Origin of the sequence: Oerskovia enterophila (assembly GCF_044748475.1) — a bacterium.
GTDB classification, from domain to species: domain Bacteria; phylum Actinomycetota; class Actinomycetes; order Actinomycetales; family Cellulomonadaceae; genus Oerskovia; species Oerskovia enterophila.
In genome coordinates, this window is the sequence record NZ_JBIVFZ010000001.1 from 707,199 (window position 1) to 726,411 (window position 19,213).

Consider the following 19,213-nt stretch of genomic DNA (forward strand, 5'->3'; position numbering starts at 1 on the left):
TATTACCGCCCCAACCCCCCCCTCCGTCACGCCCGCGCACACCCGGGGGGGCCCCGCGCCCCCCGGGGGGGGGGGGTGGGGGGGGGGGGGGGGCCCCCGGGGGGGGGGGGGCCCCGCCCCCCCCGGGGGGGGGCCCCGCTCCTCGCGTCCGTCCGTCGGGAAGGTCACATGCAGTAGCGCGTCTGCTCGACCTTGGACACCGCGCGGTTGAGGTCGGAGACGAACGACGACGAGTGGTCCGCGCTGACCGACGGCGGGATCTGGACCTCGACCGCGGGGTCGCGCCCGTACGTGACGAAGGTCCACGTGCCCTTGCCGTCGTCGGCGACGATCCAGTCGACGCTGCCCGCGGCGCTCGGGACGCCCTGGCAGCCCGTCGTGGTGGGCTCGGGCGGCGTGACGCCGCACCGCAGCGTCACGGCGGCGCCCGACGCGCCCCAGGCCGCGGTGGCCTGGCTGTCGGTCTTGACCTTGGGCAGGTCGCCCAGCATGTCGGGGACCGCGAGGACGACCTCGGCGCACTTGGGGTTCGCTGCGTCGTCGGCGACCGGGACGCCGATGGTCGGGGCGCAGGCGCTGGTGCCTGCGACCACGGCGAGCAGCAGGATCCCGGCGAGCGTCCGACGTCGGGCAGGGGTACGAGGGGCGTTCAGCACCCTCCAACGGTAGCCGCTCCGGCGGGGGCCTCCGTCCCGCGTAAGGTGGCGCCGTGACTGATCTGAACGAGGGCCGGGTGCTGGTGCGCGAGACGTCCGAGGAGGAGCTGCTCGCGGCGATCTTCCCGCTCCTGCCGACGGGTGCGGCGACCCTCGTGGGGCCCGGCGACGACTCGGCCGTCGTGAGCGCCCCCGACGGGCGCTTCGTGGTCTCGACCGACGTGCTGGTCGAGCGTCGGCACTTCCGCCCGGAGTGGTCCACGGGGTACGACGTCGGGTGGCGCGCCGCGATGCAGAACCTCGCCGACATCGCGGCCATGGGGGCGCGGCCCACCTCGCTCGTGGTCTCGCTCGTGATCCCGGGGCACCTGCCGGTCGAGTGGGTCACGGGCCTGGCCCGCGGCCTCGCCGCGGCGTGCGCGCCCAGCGGTGCGGCCGTGGTCGGGGGAGACCTGTCGAGCGGGGACGACGTGGTCGTCGCGGTCACGGTGCACGGAGACCTGGGCGGGCGGGCGCCGGTCCTGCGCTCGGGAGCCCAGGTGTCCGACGTCGTCGCGCACGCCGGGCGGCGAGGCTGGTCCGCCGCGGGGCTCGCCCTGCTCGACCACGACCTGGGACCTCTGGACCAGGGCCTGGTCGACGCGTACCTGCGTCCCGAGCCGCCGCTCGACGCGGGCCCGGCGGCCGCGGACTCCGGGGCCACGGCCATGCTCGACCTGTCCGACGGCCTGCTGCGCGACGCCGGTCGCCTCGCCCGGGCGAGCGGCGTGGGCATCGACCTGGACCTGGGGGCCTTCCGCGGGGACCTGGACCGGTTGGTCGTCGCGGCGTCCGCCGTCAGGGCGGCGAGCGGGACGCTCGCGCCTGCCGGGGCCGAACCGGGCCCGGCGGGCGCCGCCGCGGAGACGGCCCTCGCCCGCGACTGGGTCCTGACGGGCGGTGAGGACCATGGCCTGCTCGCGACGTTCCCCGCGGCGACCGCGCTGCCCGAGCCGTTCCGTGCGGTGGGTCGGGTCGTCGCCGCGCCGTCGGCGGGCGTGCCAGGGGCTGCCGAGGGCCGGGCTCCGTCGGTCACGGTCGACGGGGCCGCGCCGCGCGCGCACGGCGTCGGGTGGGACCACTTCCGCGGCTGAGGGTCGGGCCGCCGACGAGGCTGTCCGGTCGTCAGGCGCGCGGGCGGGAGGGCCCGGCACGCGTCGAGGGGGCCGCCCCGGAGGGCGACCCCCTCGACGGGAGGAGCTGTTGTGCGGCGGGCCGGTCAGACCGTGCGACGGAAACGGACCTGCGTCAGGTCACGGCCGCCGATGTCGTCGCGACGCTCGACCCCGTCCGGGGCGAACCCGTGACGACGGTAGAAGTGCTGGGCGCGCTCGTTGTCCTTGAGGACCCACAGCGAGACCGGCGTGCGCGGCGGGACCTTGCCGAGCATGGTCCGCATGAGGTCACGGGCGACGCCCCGTCCCCAGGCCTCGGGGTCGAGGTAGATCGCGTAGACCTCGAGGTCTCCGGACTCGGCGTCCTCGTCGCGAGCGGGGCCGAGGCTCGCGAAACCGAGCGCGCGACCGTCGGCCTCGGCCAGGAGGATGTCGGCGCCCGAGCTCGCGAGGTTCTGCGTCCAGGCGGCCTCGCGCTGGTCGTGGTCGAGCGATGCGAGGTAGTCGTCCGGGACGATCCCGGCATACGCCCCGCGCCACGAGGCGATGTGCACCTGGGCGATCGACGCCGCGTCCTGCGGAGTTGCCGTGCGGATCGTTACCTCGTTGAGTTCCGTCACCATGACCAAATCCTGCCACTTCCGTGGAGTTTCACCAAACCTCTTTGTCCGGATCTTCAGCAAATCTCCCCAAGGTGATGTGCTGGTGGGATGAGAGGAGCGGCGGGCGTGCTGGCCCGCGTGTGCCGTGCGTCGTCCGCCGATCCTCTCAGCCTTTCACCCCGCGTGCGCGCTGGGCGCGGTGCGAGCGGCGAGCGCCTGCTGAACCTCCTCGGCGATCAGGTCGCCGTTGGTCGCGGCGGCCGCCTGGACGCCCGCGGCCGCCGCGGCGACGACCTGCGCCATGATGTTCGTGACGTTGCCCGCGACCCTGACGCCGGGCACCGAGGTCGCGCCCTGGGGGTCGGAGGGTACGAAGGTCCCGATCGTCACCCCGTCGACGACCTGGTCCTCGGTCTCGACCCCGAGCGACGTGAGGACCGCGGACCGGGCCGTGAAGCGGGGCGCGACCACGAGCGCCGTGCACTCCACGACCTCCCCGGACGCGAGCCGGGCGCCGCTCAGCGCGTCCGCGTCGAGCGCGAGCCCCGCGACGCGGCCCTCGACCACCCGGATGCCGCGCGCGTCGAGTGCGGCACGGGTCTCGGCGTCCGGGGCCGGTGACCCGTGGAGGAAGAGCGTGACGTCGTCGGTCCACTGGCGCCACATCTGGGCCTGGTGGATCGACATCGGGCCCGTGGCGAGGATGCCCACCGCCTGGTCGCGCACCTCCCAGCCGTGGCAGTACGGGCAGTGCAGGACGTCCTTGCCCCACCGTTCCGCGAGCCCGGGGACGTCGGGCAGCTCGTCGACGAGGCCCGTGGTCACGAGCAGACGACGAGCCCGGACGGCCCGGCCGTCGGTCGTGAGGACCTCGAAGCCCCCGTCGGGCAGGGCGGTCGCGGACTCGACCGTGCCCTGGGAGATCCGGCCCCCGTAGGCCGCGACCTCGGCCCGCCCGGTCGCCAGGAGCGCGGCGGGGTCCTCGCCGTCGCGGGACAGGTAGCCGTGCATGTGCGCGGCCGGTGCGTTGCGCGGACGGCCCGCGTCGATCACGAGCACGCTGCGTCGTGCCCGGCCGAGCGTGAGCGCTCCGCTCAGGCCCGCCGCACCGCCTCCGACGACCACGACGTCGTAGGTCTCCGGTGCTGCGTCGTTCGATGTGCTCTCGCCCGTGGCGGGCGCTGGGTTCTCTCGGGTCACGGTGACCACCTCCGTCGTCGAGCATCCGCGCTCGCGTCGCGAGTTGGCAACTCCTCTTGCCGGAGTGGCAAACTCGACGGCATGGACGATCCCTTCGCCGCAGCCCTCGAGGCCGTCGGGCCACGGCTGCGCGCGCTGCGCCAGCAGCGTCAGCTGACCCTCTCCGAGCTCTCCGAGCGCACTGGCATCTCGGTGAGCACGCTGTCCCGGCTCGAGTCCGGGGGCCGGCGCCCCACGCTCGAGCTCCTGCTGCCGCTCGCCCGCGAGCACGAGGTGCCGCTCGACGAGCTCGTCGGTGCTCCACCGACGGGAGACCCGCGGATCCACGCGCGCCCGGTCAAGCGGCACGGGTCCACGTTCCTGCCGCTCTCACGCAGGCCGGGCGGCGTCCAGGCCTACAAGCAGCTCCTGCACGGCCGGACCTCTGACGTCCTGCCCGATACCAGGGTGCACGAGGGCTACGAGTGGCTGTATGTCCTGGGCGGACGGCTGCGCCTCCTGCTCGGCGAGCACGACCTGGTCCTCGGCGAGGGCGAGGCCGCCGAGTTCGACACCCGCACCCCGCACGCGATCCTCAGCGCCGACGAGCACCCGGTCGAGCTGCTCGTCCTCTACGGCCCCCAGGGGGAGCGGGCGCACGTGCGGGCGCGGCCCGTCTCGCGTGCCGCCGACCGGCCGGACTGATCACGCCCGAGCGTGCCCGGCGCCCGGGCGACCCGCCTGCCCGAGGGGAGCCCCGCCGTCGGGCACCTGCCCCCGGACACACGAGAGCCCGCCAGGACGGATCCTGGCGGGCTCTCGTGGAACGAGCTGAAAGGCTCAGACGTGACGGACGACCTTGCCGGCCTTCAGGCACGAGGTGCACACGTTGAGGCGCTTCGGGGTGCCCGAAACGATGGCACGGACGCGCTGGATGTTCGGGTTCCAGCGACGCTTCGTACGGACGTGCGAGTGCGAGATGCTGTGCCCGAAGCTCGGGCCCTTGCCGCAGACTTCGCAGTTGGCAGCCACGATTTCTCCTGATCGTCGTGCACGCCTCCGCGAAGGACAGCGGCGACGTAGTGAATGGTCTGTGGGGTGAACGCTCCGTACCGGCAGAAGCCGGGGAGCGTCCGTGGTCGCCCAGATCTGTCCGGGCAACCTCCATAGGGTAGCCGATGGCCGCCCTCCACCCCAAACCGGCCCGAACGCATGCAAGAGGCAGCGCGCGAGGCGGACTACGGTGGTCCGGACAGTATCGCAGGCTCGACGGGGGTTCGGCACCCTCGCGTGCCGCCCCGGACCGAGGAGCCCCCGAGCGTGACCGACGGCAAGGAGCACATCGAGCCCGCACTGGTGCGGGCGTGGGTGACCGAGACGGTCCGGACGCTCGGGGAGGCCAGGGCGCGCATCGACAGCGCGAACGTCTTCCCCGTCGCGGACGCGGACACGGGCACCAACATGCTCCTGACGGTCACCGAGGGAGCGCGGGCCGTGTCTGCCCTGCCCGACGGCGAGCCCACCGACACCGTCCTGGTCGCCTTCGCGCGGGGTGCGCTGCTCGGGGCGCGCGGGAACTCGGGCGTGATCCTCAGCGAGTTCCTGCGCGGCTTCGCGGGCGCGGTCACGTTCGCGGACCAGCCCGTGGGGTCGCTGCGCGTCGCGACGCGGTTCGAGGCCGCCGCGCGCGCCTCGTACGCGGCCGTCGCCGCTCCCGTGCCCGGGACGATCCTCACGGCCGCGAGCGGCGGTGCGTCGGCGGCGCGCGCCGCGGCCGACGCGGGCGCCGACCTGACGGGAGTCGTGGTCGCGGCGCGTGACGGATCTCACCGCGCGATGCTCCGCAGCCCCAGCGAGCTCGAGGTCCTCTCGCGCGCCGGCGTGCTCGACGCGGGGGCCTACGGGCTCGTGCTCGTGCTCGACGCGTTGTGCCGCGTCCTGGGCGCGGACGGGCTCGACGAGGCAGGGCTCGAGGCCGAGGCCGCCGCCCGCGGCGGGTCGCCCGGAGCCCTGCCCGGCGCCGGCGGCCACGCCGCGGACCCGGCGGACCCGGTGATGTCGCTGGCCGGCGGCACCATGGACGCCATGGCGACCCTGACGACAGACCCCTCGGTGGACCGGGAGGCGGAGCCGAGCCCCGCGGTCGGGCCCGGCGACCTTGCGCAGGCCGCTGCGCCCGCCGACGGGGGGACCGCGAGCGTGGGGCTGGACGGTGAGTTCGAGGTCATGTTCGTCGTGGAGGCGGGCGTGGGGGACGCGCTCCGCACCGTGTCCCTGGAGACCGACGGCCCCGACCTCGCGGACGCGCTCCGCTCCGCGCTGCAGGAGGTCGGCGACTCGGTCGTCGTGGTCGGCGACGGCGTCTGGCAGGCCCACGTGCACACGGACGACCCGGGGCGCGCGGTCGCGGCGGCCCGTCAGGTCGCCGCCGGCCGGGCCGGGCTGCGCCAGGTCTGCGTGCGCCACCTCGCGACCCAGGTCGCGGCGCGCGGAGTGCACGAGGGCCCGTCAGGTACCGCTCCCCACCCCGACCAGCAGGTGCCTGCGCACGGCGTGGTGACCATCACCTCGGCGCCGGGGCTCGTACCAGACCTCGCCCGCAGCGGGGCCGTGGTCCTGCTCGCGGCCGACCGCGCCCCCGAGCCCGAGGAGGTGCTGCGCGTCGCGGTGGACACCTCGGCCCGGCTCGTCACGGTGCTGCCGGGCAGCGCGGCGGCCGCGGCCGCCGCCCGCGCAGCGGCACTGCTGGTCGAGCCGGGCGCGGGCGACCTGCAGGCCGTCGAGGTCCTCGACGCCCCGACCGACCTGCACGTCGTCGCGGCGCTCGCCGCCGCGCAGCTCGTCGAGGAGGGGCAGGCCGAGGCGATGCGTGCCGCGCTCGCCGAGGTCCGGGCGGTCCAGGTCGCAGCGGACGGCTCGCTCGTGCGACCGGCGCTCGAGGAGCTCCTGCGCCCGGACGACGAGGTCCTCACGATCATGCCGGGCCGCCGGGTGGACCCGCTCGTGATCGACGTCGTCGTCGCCATCGCACGCCAGCGCGTCCCGGGCATCGAGGTCGTCGTCCTCGACTCCGGGCGCGACCACGCAGACCTCGAGCTGGGAGCGGAATGAGCAAGGACCTGACCCCCGAGGCCACGGACCACGTGACCGCTTCCCGGGTGCTGGCCGGAGACCTGGTCACGGGGCCCGTGGACCGGTTCGCCGAGCCGCTCGCCAAGGTGCTCGGTCCGCGGTCCGCCGGCGCGCTCGCGAAGCTGGGCCTCGAGACCACGGGCGACCTGCTGGGCCACTACCCTCGCCGCTACGGCGACCCGGGCAGGCTCACCGACCTCGGCGGGCTCGTGCTCGGCGAGCACGTGACGATCATGGCGCGCGTGGTCCAGGCGACCGTGCGGGCCATGCGCTCGCGGGGCGGGGCCATGATGCAGGCCGAGGTCACCGACGGCGTCCACCGCCTCTCGCTCACGTTCTTCGCCAAGGGCACGGGGGCGCTCCGCACGCACGAGAGCCGTCTCCAGCCTGGGCGCACGGGCCTGTTCACGGGCGTCGTGAGCGCCTACCGCGGGGCGCGCCAGCTCACGCACCCGGACTACCTGATCATCGGGGTCGACGCCGACGACGAGGAGTCGGCCCTCATCGAGGCGCGTCGCCCCATCCCGCTCTACCCGGCGAGCGCCGCGATCCCGAGCTGGCGGATCCAGAAGGCCGTCCGCCAGGTCCTGGACCCGCTGACCGAGGACGAGGTGCCGGACCCGCTGCCGCCCGCCGTCCGCGAGGCCCGCGGGTTCGGGTCGCGGCACGCGGCCCTCAAGGACGTCCACGAGCCGTTCGACACCCGTCAGTGGCAGCACGGGCGCGACCGCCTGCGCTACGAGGAGGCGTTCGTGCTCCAGGCCGCGCTCGCCCAGCGGCGCGCGCGGGCCGAGGCCGAGGAGGCGACGGCCCGCCCGCTGCTCGCCCCGGGCGAGCCCAGCGTCCTCGCGGACTTCGACGCGTCCCTGCCGTTCACGCTCACGGCCGGGCAGCGCGAGATCGGCGAGGAGATCTCCGGAGAGCTCGCGCGCTCGCGGCCCATGCAGCGCCTGCTCCAGGGAGAGGTCGGCTCGGGCAAGACGGTCGTCGCGCTGCGCGCGATGCTCCAGGTGGTCGACGCCGGAGGGCAGGCCGCGCTCCTGGCGCCCACCGAGGTGCTCGCCTCGCAGCACGCCCGTACGCTCGCGACCCTGCTGGGGCCGCTCGCCGAGGGGGGCATGCTGGGCGGGGCGGACCACGGCACGCGCGTCGCGCTCCTCACGGGGTCGATGGGGGCCGCCGCCAAGAAGTCCGCGCTGCTCGACGCCGCGAGCGGGCGCGCGGGGATCGTCGTGGGGACGCACGCGCTGCTGAGCGAGAACGTGCAGTTCGCGGACCTCGGGCTGGTCGTGGTCGACGAGCAGCACCGGTTCGGCGTGGAGCAGCGCGATGCGCTGCGGGCCAAGGCGAGGACGAGCCCCCACCTGCTCGTCATGACCGCGACCCCCATCCCGCGCACGGTCGCCATGACGGTCTTCGGCGACCTCGAGACGTCCTCGCTCACCGAGATCCCGGCCGGGCGCGCGGGCATCACGACGCACGTGGTCCCCGCGGACAACGAGGCGTGGATGAACCGGACGTGGCAGCGCGTGCGCGAGGAGGTCGACGCCGGGCACCGCGCGTACGTGGTGTGCGCCCGGATCCACCCCGACGCCGAGGTCCCGGCCCCGGATGCCGGTCCCGACGCCGCAGGAGCCACGGGCGAGGGCAAGGGGGCCGCGAGGAGGAGGTCGCGGACCGACGACTTCGACGAGGTACCCGACTTCCTCGACCTCGACGGGACCGGCACGGGGTCGGACCGGCCGCCCCTGCGCGCGGTGCTCGAGGTCGCCGAGGAGCTCGCGCGCGTGCCCGCGCTGCGCGGGCTCTCGGTCGGCGTCCTGCACGGGCAGATGCCCCCCGCGGACAAGGAGAAGGCCATGGCCGACTTCGCGTCCGGCGCGGTGCAGGTCCTGGTCTCCACGACAGTGGTCGAGGTCGGCGTGGACGTGCCCGAGGCCACGGTGATGGTCGTGTTCGACGCGGACCGGTTCGGCCTCTCGCAGCTCCACCAGCTCCGCGGTCGCGTGGGCCGTGGCTCCGCGCCCGGGCTGTGCCTGCTCGTCTCGACCGTCGAGCCCGGCACCCCCGCAGCCGTCCGGGTCGAGACCATGGCCGAGACCACCGACGGCTTCCGCCTCGCGACCGTCGACCTCGAGCTGCGCAGCGAGGGCGACGTGCTGGGTGCGGCCCAGTCCGGCAAGGCGAGCTCGCTGCGGCTGCTGCGCGTCGTCAAGGACGTCGCGGTGATCGAGCAGGCGCGGGCTGACGCGGCCGAGGTGATCGGCGCGGACCCGGACCTCGAGCACCACCCCGAGCTGCGGGCGGCGATCGCCAGCCAGCTCGACCCCGAGCGTGAGGAGTTCCTCGAGCGGGCGTAGCCGGGGCCTTGGCCCACCCCGTCTAGGCTGTCCCGCATGACGAGGATCGTGGCCGGGACGGTCGGAGGACGCAGCCTGCAGGTGCCCCCCAAGGGCACGCGGCCCACGAGCGACCGGGTGCGCGAGGCGATCTTCTCGCGCCTCGAGCACTACGGGGTCCTCGAGGGGGCCTACGTCCTGGACCTGTACGCGGGCTCGGGCGCGCTGGGCCTGGAGGCGGCCTCGCGCGGAGCGCAGAAGGTCGTGCTGGTCGACGCCGCGCGCGTCGCCGCGGAGGTCTGCCGGACCAACGTGAGGACCCTCGGTCTGACGAACGTGCAGGTCGTCCAGGACAAGGCCGAGAAGTTCGTCCTGTCGCCGCCGACGACCACGTGGGACGTCGTCTTCATCGACCCTCCCTACGACCTCGCGGAGGCCGTGGTCGCCGAGCTCCTCCGGCAGCTCTCCGCGACGTCGGCGCTCGTCGAGGACGCGGTCGTGGTCGTCGAGCGCTCGACGCGCAGCCCCGAGCCGCAGTGGCCCGCGGGGTGGGAGCTGCTCGCCCGCAAGGACTACGGCGAGACGGCCGTGTACTACGCGGGTCCGGCTGCGACCGAGGAGCCCGCGGCCGCCGACGCGCCCTGAGCGACCTAGAGCGCGGCAGGGGCGGCGGGCGCGCGCAGCGACGTCTCGTCGAGCAGGCCCACGGGGACCCGGTCCAGCTCGTCGGCCGGGACCAGCTCGACGCGCTCTCCCGCGACCGAGGCCAGCAGCGCGCGCGTCGGCGCGTCGTCCGCGAGGCTCCCCTCGCTGTCCACGAAGTACTCGCGCAGGAACGTGCGCAGCGGGGCCGCGGGCACGCTCGTCGCCGTGGGGTCCTCGGTCGCGAGCGTCATGAGCAGCAGCGCGGGCACACGCTCGGCGCCCGGCGCGTTGCCGGGCTGGAAGTACGGCACCGCCAGGACGCGTCCGCCGTGGCGCGCGTAGAACCGCAGCCGCGCCTCGGGGTCCCCGTGCGCCTCGCTCGCCGCGTGGAAGCCCGGGTGCTCGACCTCGCCCAGCACCATGGCGGGGCGCAGGTTCGTCAGCCACGCGGCAACGGCCGCCCCGAGGAGCGCCGCGCCGATCCCGCCCCCGCGCCGCCCCGGCGCGATCGCCAGGTACTGCACGAGCAGGACGCGCGCCTCGGCCGACCACGAGCCGACGACGCCGGCCACCACACGCCCGGCAGGCGCCTCGCCCGGCTCGCCGTCCGCCGTGCCCGACCCGGGCCCAGCCGCACCCTGTCCGCTCGGGGGAGCGGCGCCGTCGGGCACCTCCACGACCCCCAACGACTCCAGGTGCCCCGCCGCGTGGTCCGCGAGGAACGACGAGAGCGAGACCAGCTCCGCGGGCGGGAACGACGGACTCAGCACGTCCCGGTAGAGCTGCGTGAGCTGCTCGACCGAGCGGAGGGGGACGACGACGGGACCGGACTGGGGAGACATGGCACCCATCCTGCCGCGCCCGCGCCCTGCGCGCGGCCTGACGCGGCCCGCGGCGGGCCCTGACCTGCCCGGATTCCCGAGAGCCGTGTACTACCGTGGCGAGGTGACCATCGCCGTCTGCCCGGGGTCGTTCGACCCCCTCACCCTCGGCCACCTCGACATCGTCCGCCGAGCGCGGTCGCTGTTCGACGAGGTCGTCCTGGGGGTCGCCCGCAACTCGTCCAAGTCCGCGCTCCTGAGTGCGGAGCAGCGCGTCGAGATCGCCCGCGCCGCGCTCGACGCGAGCCCGGGACTCGAGGACGTGCGCGTCGCGATCGTCCCCGGCCTCCTCGTGGACTTCTGCCGCGAGGTCGGTGCCGTGGCGGTCGTCAAGGGCCTGCGCGGAGGCGCGGACTTCGACGCCGAGCTGCCCATGGCCCTCATGAACCGCCACCTCGTGGGCGTCGAGACCGTGTTCGTCCCGGGCGACCCCGCCCTCGCCCACGTCGCGTCCTCGCTCGTCAAGGACGTGGCCCGCTTCGGCGGGCCGGTCGACGACCTGGTCCCGGCGGGGGTGGGCGACCTCGTGCGCCAGGCGCTCGCGGACCGCGCGGCCGGCTCGACGCCCGCGGCAGAGCAGACGCGGCAGGCGCAGCAGGCGACCCCCACCACGGAAGGAACAGGCCGATGAACGACCACCCGCTCGCGCAGACCGAGGACGAGGCCCAGACCGAGGCCGGGCTCCACGTGATCCTCGACGACCTGGCCCACCTCGTCGAGACCGCCCGGGCCATGCCCATGTCGTCCTCGGTCCTGGTCCACAAGGCCGACGCCCTGGCCCTCGTCGACGAGATGCGCCGCGCGCTGCCCGAGCAGCTCGCGCACGCCGACGAGGTGCTCGCGGAGGCCGACGCGGTCCTCGCGGAGGCGAACAGGCAGGCCGAGGACATCCTCACGACGGCGCGCGCCCGCGCGATCGAGCTGGTCCAGAAGGAGCAGGTCGTGGTGCAGGCCGAGTCGCGGGCCCACGCGATCGTCGAGGACGCCGAGCGGACCGCCGCCGAGCTGCGGGTCGACGCCGACGACTACTGCGACCGTCGCCTCGCCGAGTTCGAGGTGGACCTGGGCAAGGTCATGGCGCAGGTGCACGCCGGGCGGGCCAAGCTCGCCCAGCGCATGGGGGAGCTCCAGGGAGCCGAGGGCTCGGGGGAGTAGGTCGCGGGGCCGCGGGCAGCCTGCCCGATCCGGGTCAGTTCGCGAGGTTAGACGGCGGTTCGGTCATGCCGTAAGATGGTCCGTTGGTCCTGCCTGTCATCGGCTGGGGCCGAGGTGCACGTTCATCTCCCTGAGATCCCCCTGGTTCTTGCGGGACTGGCGTGCGCGCTGTGACCTTGAACACCTGGTGGCCCACTCGGGTCGCTGAGAACCCGTGGAGGAACCCATCACTCTCGACTCGCGCTCGCCTCTTGTGCTCGACACCTACGAGCTCGGTCGGCGTCCCGGATCGATGCGTGAAGTGACTCGCTCGGTCAAGGCTCCGGCAGACCTCGGTACCGTCGTGATCGGCATCCCTGAAGGCACTGATCTCGAGCTGGACGTCCGGCTCGAGTCGGTGATGGACGGGGTCCTGGTGACAGGGACTGCCCAGGCCCAGGCGGTCGGGGAGTGCGTGCGGTGCTTGGAACCGGTGACGGCTGACGTCGTCGCGGACATCCAGGAGCTGTTCGTGTATCCCGAGCGTGCGAAGGCCGCGGCAGAGTCCGGTGACGACGAGGACGAGGTGTACGAGCTCGAGGGCGACCTGATCGATCTCGAGCCCGCGCTTCGGGATTCCGTCGTCACTGCACTACCATTCAGACCGTTGTGTCAGCCCGATTGCCAGGGCCTGTGCTCCGAGTGCGGAGCACGTCTGGCTGAGGATCCTGATCACTCGCACGACATTGTCGATCCCCGGTGGTCGGCACTACAGAGCATGCTCGAGGATCCGAGCGTGTCCGACGAGACGAAAGAGAGCTAGCCGTGGCTGTTCCGAAGCGCAAGATGTCGCGCAGCAACACCCGTGCGCGTCGTTCGCAGTGGAAGACCACCGCCGCGAACCTCACGACCTGCCCGCAGTGCAAGGGCGACAAGCTGTCGCACGCTGCGTGCCCGACCTGCGGCACCTACAAGGGCCGTCAGTACGTCGAGGCGCTGCGCACCGAGCACGCAGGCTGAATAGCGTGACGCCGGAAGCCCCTGCGGCCGCCGGTCTTCTCGAGAGGCTCGGGATCCACCTGGATCCCGAGCTTCTCGTGCTTGCACTGACGCACCGTTCGTTCGCCCACGAGCACGGCGGCATCCCCACCAACGAGCGCCTCGAGTTCCTCGGGGACACCGTGCTGGGGCTCGTCGTGACCGAGGCGCTGTACCGCCGCCACCCGGACCTGCCGGAGGGCGAGCTCGCCAAGATGCGCGCCGCCACGGTCTCGCAGAAGTCGCTCGCCGCGATCGCGCGCGACCTGGGCCTCGGCGGGTACATCCTGCTCGGCAAGGGCGAGATCCGGACCCGCGGCAACGACAAGGACTCGATCCTGTCGGACACCGTCGAGGCGCTGATCGGTGCGACCTACCTGAGCCACGGCCTCGAGGTCGCTCGCGACCTGGTGCACCGGCTCGTGGACCCCACGCTCGCCGTCGCCGCTGACCTGGGCGCAGGACTCGACTGGAAGACCTCTCTCCAGGAGTCCGCCGCGGCCCGCAACCTGGGTGCTCCGGCCTACGCGAGCACGGGCGACGGCCCCGACCACGCCCGCACCTTCACGTCCGAGGTCTCGCTCGACGGCGTCGTCTACGGCACCGGCCACGGCTCGGCCAAGAAGTACGCCGAGCAGGAGGCCGCCGAGATGGCGTACCTCGCCATCCAGAAGCTGCCGCTGCCCACCTCGGCCGCGGGCACGGACGCACGGGCGGACCAGGACGAGCACCTCGACGAGCCGGGCACCGTTGCCTGAGCTCCCCGAGGTCGAGACCGTCCGTGACGGTCTCGCCCGCCACGTCACCGGACGCACGGTCACGGGCGTCGAGGTCCTGCGCGACTACTCGGTCCGTCGTCACGAGGGTGGCCCGGAGAGCTTCCGCGGCCAGCTCGTGGGGCAGCGCGTGGGCGCCGCGGTCCGCCGCGGCAAGTACCTGTGGCTCCTCCTGGAGGAGACGTCGGGCGCGGTGGACGTCGAGTCCGGCGACCTGCCCGACGGCGCCGCGCCCGCGGGCGGGCACGTCACCGCGCTCATGGCGCACCTGGGCATGAGCGGCCAGCTCCTGGTCCGGTCAGGGAGCGCCGCGGTCGAGAAGGTCCCACACCTGCGGGTCCGGCTCGAGCTGTCGGGGCTCGCCGGCGAGGACGAGGCGGACGCGCCGCGCACCCTCGACTTCGTGGACCAGCGCACGTTCGGGCACCTGTCCGTGACGGACCTCGCACCGACCCCCGACGGTGCGCCCGGAGGCTGGGGGTCGCCCCTCGCGGAGATCCCCGAGCCCGCCGCGCACATCGCGCGCGACCTGCTCGACCCCGCGCTGCGGCGCGACGACCTCGCACGGGCGGTGCGCCGTCGTCGGACCGGGATCAAGCGCGCGCTGCTCGACCAGCGCCTCGTGTCCGGCGTCGGCAACATCTACGCCGACGAGGCCCTGTGGCGCGCCGGGCTCCACTACGCGCGCCCCACCGACACCCTGCGACTGGCCGAGGCGCACCGCGTGCTCGACGCCGCCGAGGAGGTCATGCGAGAGGCCCTCGCCCAGGGCGGGACCAGCTTCGACGAGCTCTACGTCAACGTCAACGGCCAGTCCGGGTACTTCTCGCGCTCGCTCGCGGTGTACGGGCGCGAGGGCGAGGAGTGCACGCGCTGCGGGGCGCTCGTGCGGCGCGACGAGTTCATGAACCGGTCGTCGTACACGTGCCCCGTCTGCCAGAAGGTGCCGCGGAACGCGCGCTGGTAGGTGCCCGTGGGGCGCGCACTCAGCCGCGCGGGACCACGTTGCGCAGCGGGCGGCCCGCGCGCAGGTTCTCCAGGTTCTCCAGGACCAGGGCCGACGCGCCCTGCGGTCGGCCTCCCGCGACGTGGGGGGTCAGGATCGTGCGCGGGGCGTCCCACAGCGGTGAGCCCGCCGGGAGCGGCTCGGTCTCCGTCACGTCCAGCGCGGCGCCGCCCAGACGGCCCTCGCGCAGCGCGGCGACCAGGGCGACCTCGTCGACCGTCGCTCCGCGGCCCGCGTTGACGAACCACGCGTGGTCCGGGAGCTGGGCGATGCGGGCGGCGTCGAACGCGTGGCGCGTCGCCGGGACCGCGGGCAGCAGAGAGACCAGGACGTCCGTCGTCGCCAGGACCCGTGGCAGGTCCGCGTCGGTCACGACGGGGAAGCCGAACCGGTCGCCCGCGGTGCTCGCGACCCCCGTGACGCGCGCCCCGAGCGCCGCGTACAGCGGTGCGAGCGCGGCCGCGATCGAGCCGAAGCCCCAGATCGTGACCTGCGCACCGTGCAGCGTGAAGCGCGGGCTGGTCGCCGGGTCGGCCTGCTCGTCCCCCAGCGCCGAGTCCCACCGGTGCTCGCGCTGCGCCGTGCCCAACCGGTCGAGCCGCCGGACCGCCGCGAGCGTCAGGGCCAAGGTGTGCTCGGCCACGGGGCCGTCGTGCAGCGACCGACCGTTGGTGACGACCACGTCCGGGGCGAAGCCCGCCGCGAGGATCGCGTCAGGCCCTGCGGCGAGGGTCTGGACCCAGCGCAACCGGGGCAGGTGCGCGGCGGCGTCCGCGAGGTTCGCGGGGGTGTTGGCCCAGGCGACCAGGACCTCGGCGTCGCGGTGCTCGACCGGGAGGGGCGCTCCGCCGTCGTACTCGACGAACACGTCCCGTGCACCGCGTGCGCTCGCCGCGGTGTCGCCGGACCCCTGGGGCGTGAGGTCGAGCGGGAGGGAGTCGGGGACGAGGATCTTCACGCGTGGCTCCAGACGAGGGCGAGGGCGGTGCGGACGGGACCGGCGGCCGGGGGCACCGGCGGGACGGCCCCGTCGACGCTATCAGCGCGACAGGCCCGACCGTCCCGGCGTGTCGCGGGCGGGCCAGGTGCCGCCCGTTCCGGGAGCGCAATCCCCGGCCGGGCGATATGTTCGCAACGTCTGGCACGTTCGAGCGGTTCTCGGCGACCCGTCCGTCCAGGGGGGTCTCGGCGGCACGGAGGAAAGATGGCCTCACCCACAGCGGAGCCGGGCGGTCCAGGGACGCCCTCGTCGGTCACGTCGGAGGGCCGCGGTGCACCGCCCACCCGCGAGGAGATGCGCGCGGCGATCACGGCCCGGACGCCCAAGAACTACATCACGTGGCTGATGCTCGCGTTCATGATCACGTCGTCGGTCGCGAGCCTGCGTGCTGCGCCGACCATGGCGGTCTACGGGCTGTCCGCGGTGTTCCTCTACATCGTGCCCGCGATCGTGTTCCTGCTGCCGACGTCGCTCGTCTCGGCCGAGCTGGCCTCCGGCTGGTCCGGCGGCGTGTACCGGTGGGTCGCGGACGGCATCTCGAAGCCCGCGGGGTTCCTGGCGATCTGGTGCCAGTTCGCCATGACGATCTTCTACTACCCGAGCCTCCTCGGGTACGTGGCGAGCACGTTCGCGTACGTCATCAACCCCTCGCTCGCGAGCAACGGGCTGTACGTCGCGATCGTGATCGTGGTGCTGTTCTGGACCGGGGTGTGGGTGTCGTCGCAGGGCACCAAGACCGTGGCGGGGCTCTCGAGCTTCGGGCTCATCATCGGGACCCTGGTTCCCGGGGCGCTGCTCGTGATCCTGGGGCTCGTGTTCCTCGGGCAGGGCAACACGTCGGCGGCCCCGATGGACGCCTCGCACCTCCTGCCCCAGTGGACCGGGATCGCGTCGCTCGTGCTCGTGGTCAACAACTTCCTGTCCTACGCGGGCATGGAGATGAACGCCGTGCACGTGACCAGCCTGCGCAAGCCGGCCAAGGAGTTCCCACGCTCGATGTTCCTCGCGATCGGCCTGGTGCTGCTGATCTTCATCCTCCCGGCGCTCGCGATCAGCTGGGTCATCCCGGCCGACCAGCTCAGCCTGACGGCGGGGGTCATGCAGGCGTTCGACGCGTTCTTCGCGAACTTCGGCGTGAGCTGGCTGACGCCGATCCTGGGCCTCATGCTCATCGCGGCCTCGCTCGGTGGCATGCTCACCTGGCTCGCCGGGCCGTCCAAGGGCCTGCTGACCGTGGCGCGCGAGGAGGGCTACCTGCCGCCCTTCCTGCAGAAGCTCAACAAGCACGGGGTCCAGCAGAACATCCTGGTCTCGCAGGGCCTGGTGACCACGGTGATCGCGCTGCTCTACGCGTTCATCCCGGACGTCTCGAGCTCCTACTGGATCCTCTCGGTCATCACGACGCAGGTGTACCTGATCATGTACCTCCTGCTCTTCGTGGCGGCCGTCCGGCTGCGGCGGAACAAGCCCGACCACCCGCGCGGGTACCGCGCACCGGCGCTCACGCTGCTGTGCACAGTCGGCTTCCTCGCCTCGGTCGCGGCCATGATCATCGGCTTCGTGCCCCCTGCCCAGTTCTCGAGCGGCAGCAGCGGGGTCTACCTGCTGATCGTCGGCGGCGGGCTCGGGGTCGTCGGCATCCTGGTCCCCGCGCTCTTCTACTTCCTGCGCAAGCCCCACTGGAAGAACCCCGACAACGTCGGGGGCCCGGAGGAGCCGCTCGTCGACGCTCCCGCCGACGGACCGAAGGAGGCGTGACATGACCACGACGTCGACGACGGGTGAGCCGGGCGGAACCGACGGCCTGCCGCAGCACGAGGACGAGCCGGACGGCACCCGGCGCTGGATCGTCTACACCGCGGCCGCGATCCTGGCCGTCGGGGTCGGGATCCTCATGGCCGTGCTGTACAACAGCTACCACGCCTCGCAGGACCGCGAGCTCGCCGAGCAGCGGGCAGCCGAGCTGCACGGCAAGTTCGAGGAGATCGGGATCACGGCGTTCGACGAGGACCAGATCGTCGCGGTGCTGGGCGCCGACGGCGGCGGCTTCTGCAGCGACCCGGCCGCCCTGGTGAAGGCGACGGCGAACCTCGGGTCCACGAACGGGGCCACGGGACCCGGCAGCAGGCCGTCGCTCGTCGACGAGCGACGGCTCGCAGGGGACCGCCTCGTGATCGAGGTCTACTGCCCCGAGCAGCTCGACGAGTTCGACGACTACGTCGACTCCCTCAACCTCGACGAGAACACGACCAACCAGGAGGAATCGTGAGCAGCGCCCCGGAAGATCTCACGCCCGTGCAGGAGCAGGTCGCGTCACTGCTGCCCCGAGCCCTCGACGACCTGCGGACCCTGGTCGCGATCCCGTCGGTCGCCGACGAGCGGCTCTTCCCCCGCGAGGACTGCGAGAGGGCCGCGCACTGGGTAGCCGACGCCTTCCGCGCCGAGGGGATCGACGACGCCCGCCTGGTCGAGACCCCCGACGGGTCGAACGTGGTGCTGGGCTACCGCCCCGGCCCACCCGGAGCCCCCACGGTGCTCCTCTACTCGCACTACGACGTGCAGCCCCCGCTCGACGACGCCGCGTGGCACACGCCACCGTTCGAGCTCACCGAGCGCGACGGACGCCTGTACGGTCGCGGGTCGGCCGACTGCAAGGGCAACATCGTCACGCACCTCACGGCGCTGCGCGCCCTCCGGGCGCTCGGCGGCGACGACTTCCCGGTGGGTGTCCGGATCGTCATCGAGGGGTCCGAGGAACAGGGCACGGGCGGCCTGGACCAGTACGTCGAGGCCCACCCGGGCGAGCTCACCGCGGACGCGATCCTCATCGCCGACACGGGCAACGCGACGCTGGGCCTCCCCACGCTCACGGTGTCCTTGCGCGGTGCGACCAACGTCGTCGTGACGGTCGAGGCGCTCAAGGGCGAGATCCACTCGGGCATGTTCGGCGGCGCGGCGCCCGACGCGCTCGCGGCCCTCGTCCACCTCCTGTCCTCGTTGCGCGACGAGGAGGGGAACACGACGATCGACGGCATCCCCCCGGAGATCGCCGACGCCACCTGGCCGGGCGTCGACTACGACCCGGACCAGTTCCGCAGCGACGCCGGGATGCTCGAGGGCACCCGGCTCCTCGGGTCGGGGCGCGTCTCCGACCAGCTGTGGGCCCGGCCGGCCGTCACGATCCTGGGGATCGACGCCCCGAACGTGGTGGGCTCGGCCGCAGCGATCCAGCCCCGGGCCGCGGCCCGGCTCAACCTGCGGGTCCCGCCGGGGGCGGACGCGCAGGACCTCCAGGACAAGCTCGTGGCCCACCTGGAGAACCACGCGCCCTGGGGTGTCAAGGTCACGACGACGCGCGACGCCGTCGGGCAGCCGTTCCAGGCCCGGACCGACGGGCACGTGTTCGACACGCTCTCGCGTGCGCTGGCCGACGCGTTCGGCAAGGAGACCGTCACGGCGGGCCAGGGCGGGTCGATCCCGCTGTGCAACGTGCTCGCGTCCGAGTACCCCGACGCGCAGATCGTGCTGCTCGGCGTCGAGGAGCCCGCATGCCTCATCCACGCGCCCAACGAGTCGGTCGCGCCGAGCGAGATCGAGCAGCTCGCGGTGGGCGAGGCGCTGTTCCTGTCCCGGCTGGGGGCAGGGGCGTCCCAGGGCTGAGGCGGCGACGG

The 19,213-nt window shown here is 73.7% G+C and carries 20 protein-coding genes; 14 read left to right on the top strand and 6 right to left on the bottom strand.

The window, feature by feature from the left end; genetic code table 11:
* Positions 1 to 164: 164 nt before the first annotated feature.
* Positions 165 to 656: a DUF3515 domain-containing protein gene (locus tag ACIPWA_RS03075; protein ID WP_400288040.1), complete on the bottom strand. Its 492-nt coding sequence runs from the start codon at positions 654 to 656 to the stop codon at positions 165 to 167.
* 62 nt (positions 657 to 718) lie between these two features.
* Between ACIPWA_RS03075 and ACIPWA_RS03080 the strand changes: the two genes are divergently transcribed.
* Positions 719 to 1,789 (top strand): thiamine-phosphate kinase, encoded by a 1,071-nt coding sequence (locus ACIPWA_RS03080; protein ID WP_400288469.1) that lies wholly within the window; start codon positions 719 to 721, stop codon positions 1,787 to 1,789.
* Between the two features lie 125 nt (positions 1,790 to 1,914).
* On the opposite strand, the gene ACIPWA_RS03085 is transcribed toward ACIPWA_RS03080, so the two are convergent.
* Together ACIPWA_RS03085 and ACIPWA_RS03090 are read right to left on the bottom strand one after the other, a co-directional pair.
* Entirely contained in the window at positions 1,915 to 2,433 is a 519-nt protein-coding gene (locus ACIPWA_RS03085) for a GNAT family N-acetyltransferase (RefSeq protein WP_056648448.1), read from the bottom strand.
* Positions 2,434 to 2,586: 153 nt separating this feature from the next.
* Positions 2,587 to 3,612, bottom strand: a complete 1,026-nt coding sequence (locus ACIPWA_RS03090) for an NAD(P)/FAD-dependent oxidoreductase (protein WP_400288042.1) — start codon at positions 3,610 to 3,612, stop codon at positions 2,587 to 2,589.
* Positions 3,613 to 3,693: 81 nt separating this feature from the next.
* Between ACIPWA_RS03090 and ACIPWA_RS03095 the strand changes: the two genes are divergently transcribed.
* Positions 3,694 to 4,296 (top strand): helix-turn-helix domain-containing protein, encoded by a 603-nt coding sequence (locus ACIPWA_RS03095; RefSeq protein ID WP_056648450.1) that lies wholly within the window; start codon positions 3,694 to 3,696, stop codon positions 4,294 to 4,296.
* A gap of 135 nt (positions 4,297 to 4,431) precedes the next feature.
* Here ACIPWA_RS03095 and rpmB read toward each other — a convergent pair whose 3' ends face one another.
* Positions 4,432 to 4,623 carry a 50S ribosomal protein L28 gene (gene rpmB / locus ACIPWA_RS03100; protein ID WP_056648452.1) on the bottom strand — a complete coding sequence of 64 codons (192 nt, stop codon included), beginning with the start codon at positions 4,621 to 4,623 and terminating at the stop codon, positions 4,432 to 4,434.
* A gap of 288 nt (positions 4,624 to 4,911) precedes the next feature.
* On the opposite strand from rpmB, the gene ACIPWA_RS03105 reads away from it, so the two are divergent.
* From ACIPWA_RS03105 to rsmD, 3 genes are read left to right on the top strand one after another with little or no spacing between them, the layout of a single operon-like run.
* A complete protein-coding gene (locus ACIPWA_RS03105) occupies positions 4,912 to 6,702 on the top strand; it encodes a DAK2 domain-containing protein (protein ID WP_400288045.1) in 1,791 nt (596 codons plus the stop codon).
* Positions 6,699 to 9,083 carry an ATP-dependent DNA helicase RecG gene (locus ACIPWA_RS03110; protein WP_400288047.1) on the top strand — a complete coding sequence of 795 codons (2,385 nt, stop codon included), beginning with the start codon at positions 6,699 to 6,701 and terminating at the stop codon, positions 9,081 to 9,083. Before ACIPWA_RS03105 ends, ACIPWA_RS03110 begins: the two co-directional genes overlap by 4 nt.
* Before the next feature lie 36 nt (positions 9,084 to 9,119).
* Positions 9,120 to 9,707, top strand: a complete 588-nt coding sequence (rsmD, locus tag ACIPWA_RS03115; protein ID WP_400288049.1) for a 16S rRNA (guanine(966)-N(2))-methyltransferase RsmD — start codon at positions 9,120 to 9,122, stop codon at positions 9,705 to 9,707.
* A 5-nt stretch (positions 9,708 to 9,712) separates the two neighbouring features.
* On the opposite strand, the gene ACIPWA_RS03120 is transcribed toward rsmD, so the two are convergent.
* The gene (locus tag ACIPWA_RS03120) at positions 9,713 to 10,549 is read right to left on the bottom strand and encodes a hypothetical protein (protein WP_400288051.1); all 837 of its coding nucleotides are present in this window, start codon (positions 10,547 to 10,549) and stop codon (positions 9,713 to 9,715) included.
* Positions 10,550 to 10,652: 103 nt separating this feature from the next.
* Here ACIPWA_RS03120 and coaD point away from each other — a divergent pair, with 103 nt between their 5' ends.
* From coaD to mutM, 6 genes are all read left to right on the top strand, one after another.
* Entirely contained in the window at positions 10,653 to 11,219 is a 567-nt protein-coding gene (gene coaD, locus ACIPWA_RS03125) for a pantetheine-phosphate adenylyltransferase (RefSeq protein WP_082608740.1), read from the top strand.
* Positions 11,216 to 11,743 (top strand): ATP synthase subunit B family protein, encoded by a 528-nt coding sequence (locus ACIPWA_RS03130; RefSeq protein ID WP_400288053.1) that lies wholly within the window; start codon positions 11,216 to 11,218, stop codon positions 11,741 to 11,743. Before coaD ends, ACIPWA_RS03130 begins: the two co-directional genes overlap by 4 nt.
* A 214-nt stretch (positions 11,744 to 11,957) precedes the next feature.
* On the top strand, positions 11,958 to 12,545 hold the full coding sequence (locus ACIPWA_RS03135) for a YceD family protein (protein WP_056648462.1): 588 nt from the start codon (positions 11,958 to 11,960) through the stop codon (positions 12,543 to 12,545).
* 2 nt (positions 12,546 to 12,547) lie between these two features.
* A complete protein-coding gene (rpmF, locus tag ACIPWA_RS03140) occupies positions 12,548 to 12,742 on the top strand; it encodes a 50S ribosomal protein L32 (RefSeq protein WP_056648464.1) in 195 nt (64 codons plus the stop codon).
* A gap of 5 nt (positions 12,743 to 12,747) precedes the next feature.
* Positions 12,748 to 13,518, top strand: coding sequence for a ribonuclease III (rnc, locus tag ACIPWA_RS03145; protein ID WP_400288055.1), 771 nt, complete (start codon positions 12,748 to 12,750; stop codon positions 13,516 to 13,518).
* A complete protein-coding gene (gene mutM / locus ACIPWA_RS03150) occupies positions 13,511 to 14,503 on the top strand; it encodes a bifunctional DNA-formamidopyrimidine glycosylase/DNA-(apurinic or apyrimidinic site) lyase (RefSeq protein WP_056648467.1) in 993 nt (330 codons plus the stop codon). Before rnc ends, mutM begins: the two co-directional genes overlap by 8 nt.
* A 19-nt stretch (positions 14,504 to 14,522) precedes the next feature.
* On the opposite strand, the gene ACIPWA_RS03155 is transcribed toward mutM, so the two are convergent.
* Complete coding sequence (locus tag ACIPWA_RS03155; RefSeq protein ID WP_400288057.1) at positions 14,523 to 15,500, bottom strand: NAD(P)-dependent oxidoreductase; 978 nt, start codon at positions 15,498 to 15,500, stop codon at positions 14,523 to 14,525.
* A 246-nt stretch (positions 15,501 to 15,746) separates the two neighbouring features.
* On the opposite strand from ACIPWA_RS03155, the gene ACIPWA_RS03160 reads away from it, so the two are divergent.
* Genes ACIPWA_RS03160 through ACIPWA_RS03170 form a run of 3 tightly spaced genes read left to right on the top strand, consistent with a single transcriptional unit; the run spans position 15,747 to position 19,202 of the window.
* Positions 15,747 to 17,300 (top strand): glutamate/gamma-aminobutyrate antiporter GadC, encoded by a 1,554-nt coding sequence (locus ACIPWA_RS03160; protein WP_231907696.1) that lies wholly within the window; start codon positions 15,747 to 15,749, stop codon positions 17,298 to 17,300.
* A 1-nt stretch (position 17,301) separates the two neighbouring features.
* Positions 17,302 to 17,811, top strand: a complete 510-nt coding sequence (locus ACIPWA_RS03165; protein ID WP_400288059.1) for a hypothetical protein — start codon at positions 17,302 to 17,304, stop codon at positions 17,809 to 17,811.
* The gene (locus ACIPWA_RS03170) at positions 17,808 to 19,202 is read left to right on the top strand and encodes a dipeptidase (protein WP_056648472.1); all 1,395 of its coding nucleotides are present in this window, start codon (positions 17,808 to 17,810) and stop codon (positions 19,200 to 19,202) included. Before ACIPWA_RS03165 ends, ACIPWA_RS03170 begins: the two co-directional genes overlap by 4 nt.
* Positions 19,203 to 19,213: the final 11 nt, after the last annotated feature.

Bases quoted from the DNA above. Each gene is read 5' to 3' on its own strand.
- ACIPWA_RS03085 (WP_056648448.1), bottom strand. From the start codon at position 2,433: ATGGTGACGGAACTCAACGAGGTAACGATCCGCACGGCAACTCCGCAG.
- ACIPWA_RS03095 (WP_056648450.1), top strand. From the start codon at position 3,694: ATGGACGATCCCTTCGCCGCAGCCCTCGAGGCCGTCGGGCCACGGCTG.
- ACIPWA_RS03110 (WP_400288047.1), top strand. From the start codon at position 6,699: ATGAGCAAGGACCTGACCCCCGAGGCCACGGACCACGTGACCGCTTCC.
- rsmD (WP_400288049.1), top strand. From the start codon at position 9,120: ATGACGAGGATCGTGGCCGGGACGGTCGGAGGACGCAGCCTGCAGGTG.
- ACIPWA_RS03120 (WP_400288051.1), bottom strand. From the start codon at position 10,549: ATGTCTCCCCAGTCCGGTCCCGTCGTCGTCCCCCTCCGCTCGGTCGAG.
- ACIPWA_RS03130 (WP_400288053.1), top strand. From the start codon at position 11,216: ATGAACGACCACCCGCTCGCGCAGACCGAGGACGAGGCCCAGACCGAG.
- ACIPWA_RS03160 (WP_231907696.1), top strand. From the start codon at position 15,747: ATGGCCTCACCCACAGCGGAGCCGGGCGGTCCAGGGACGCCCTCGTCG.
- ACIPWA_RS03165 (WP_400288059.1), top strand. From the start codon at position 17,302: ATGACCACGACGTCGACGACGGGTGAGCCGGGCGGAACCGACGGCCTG.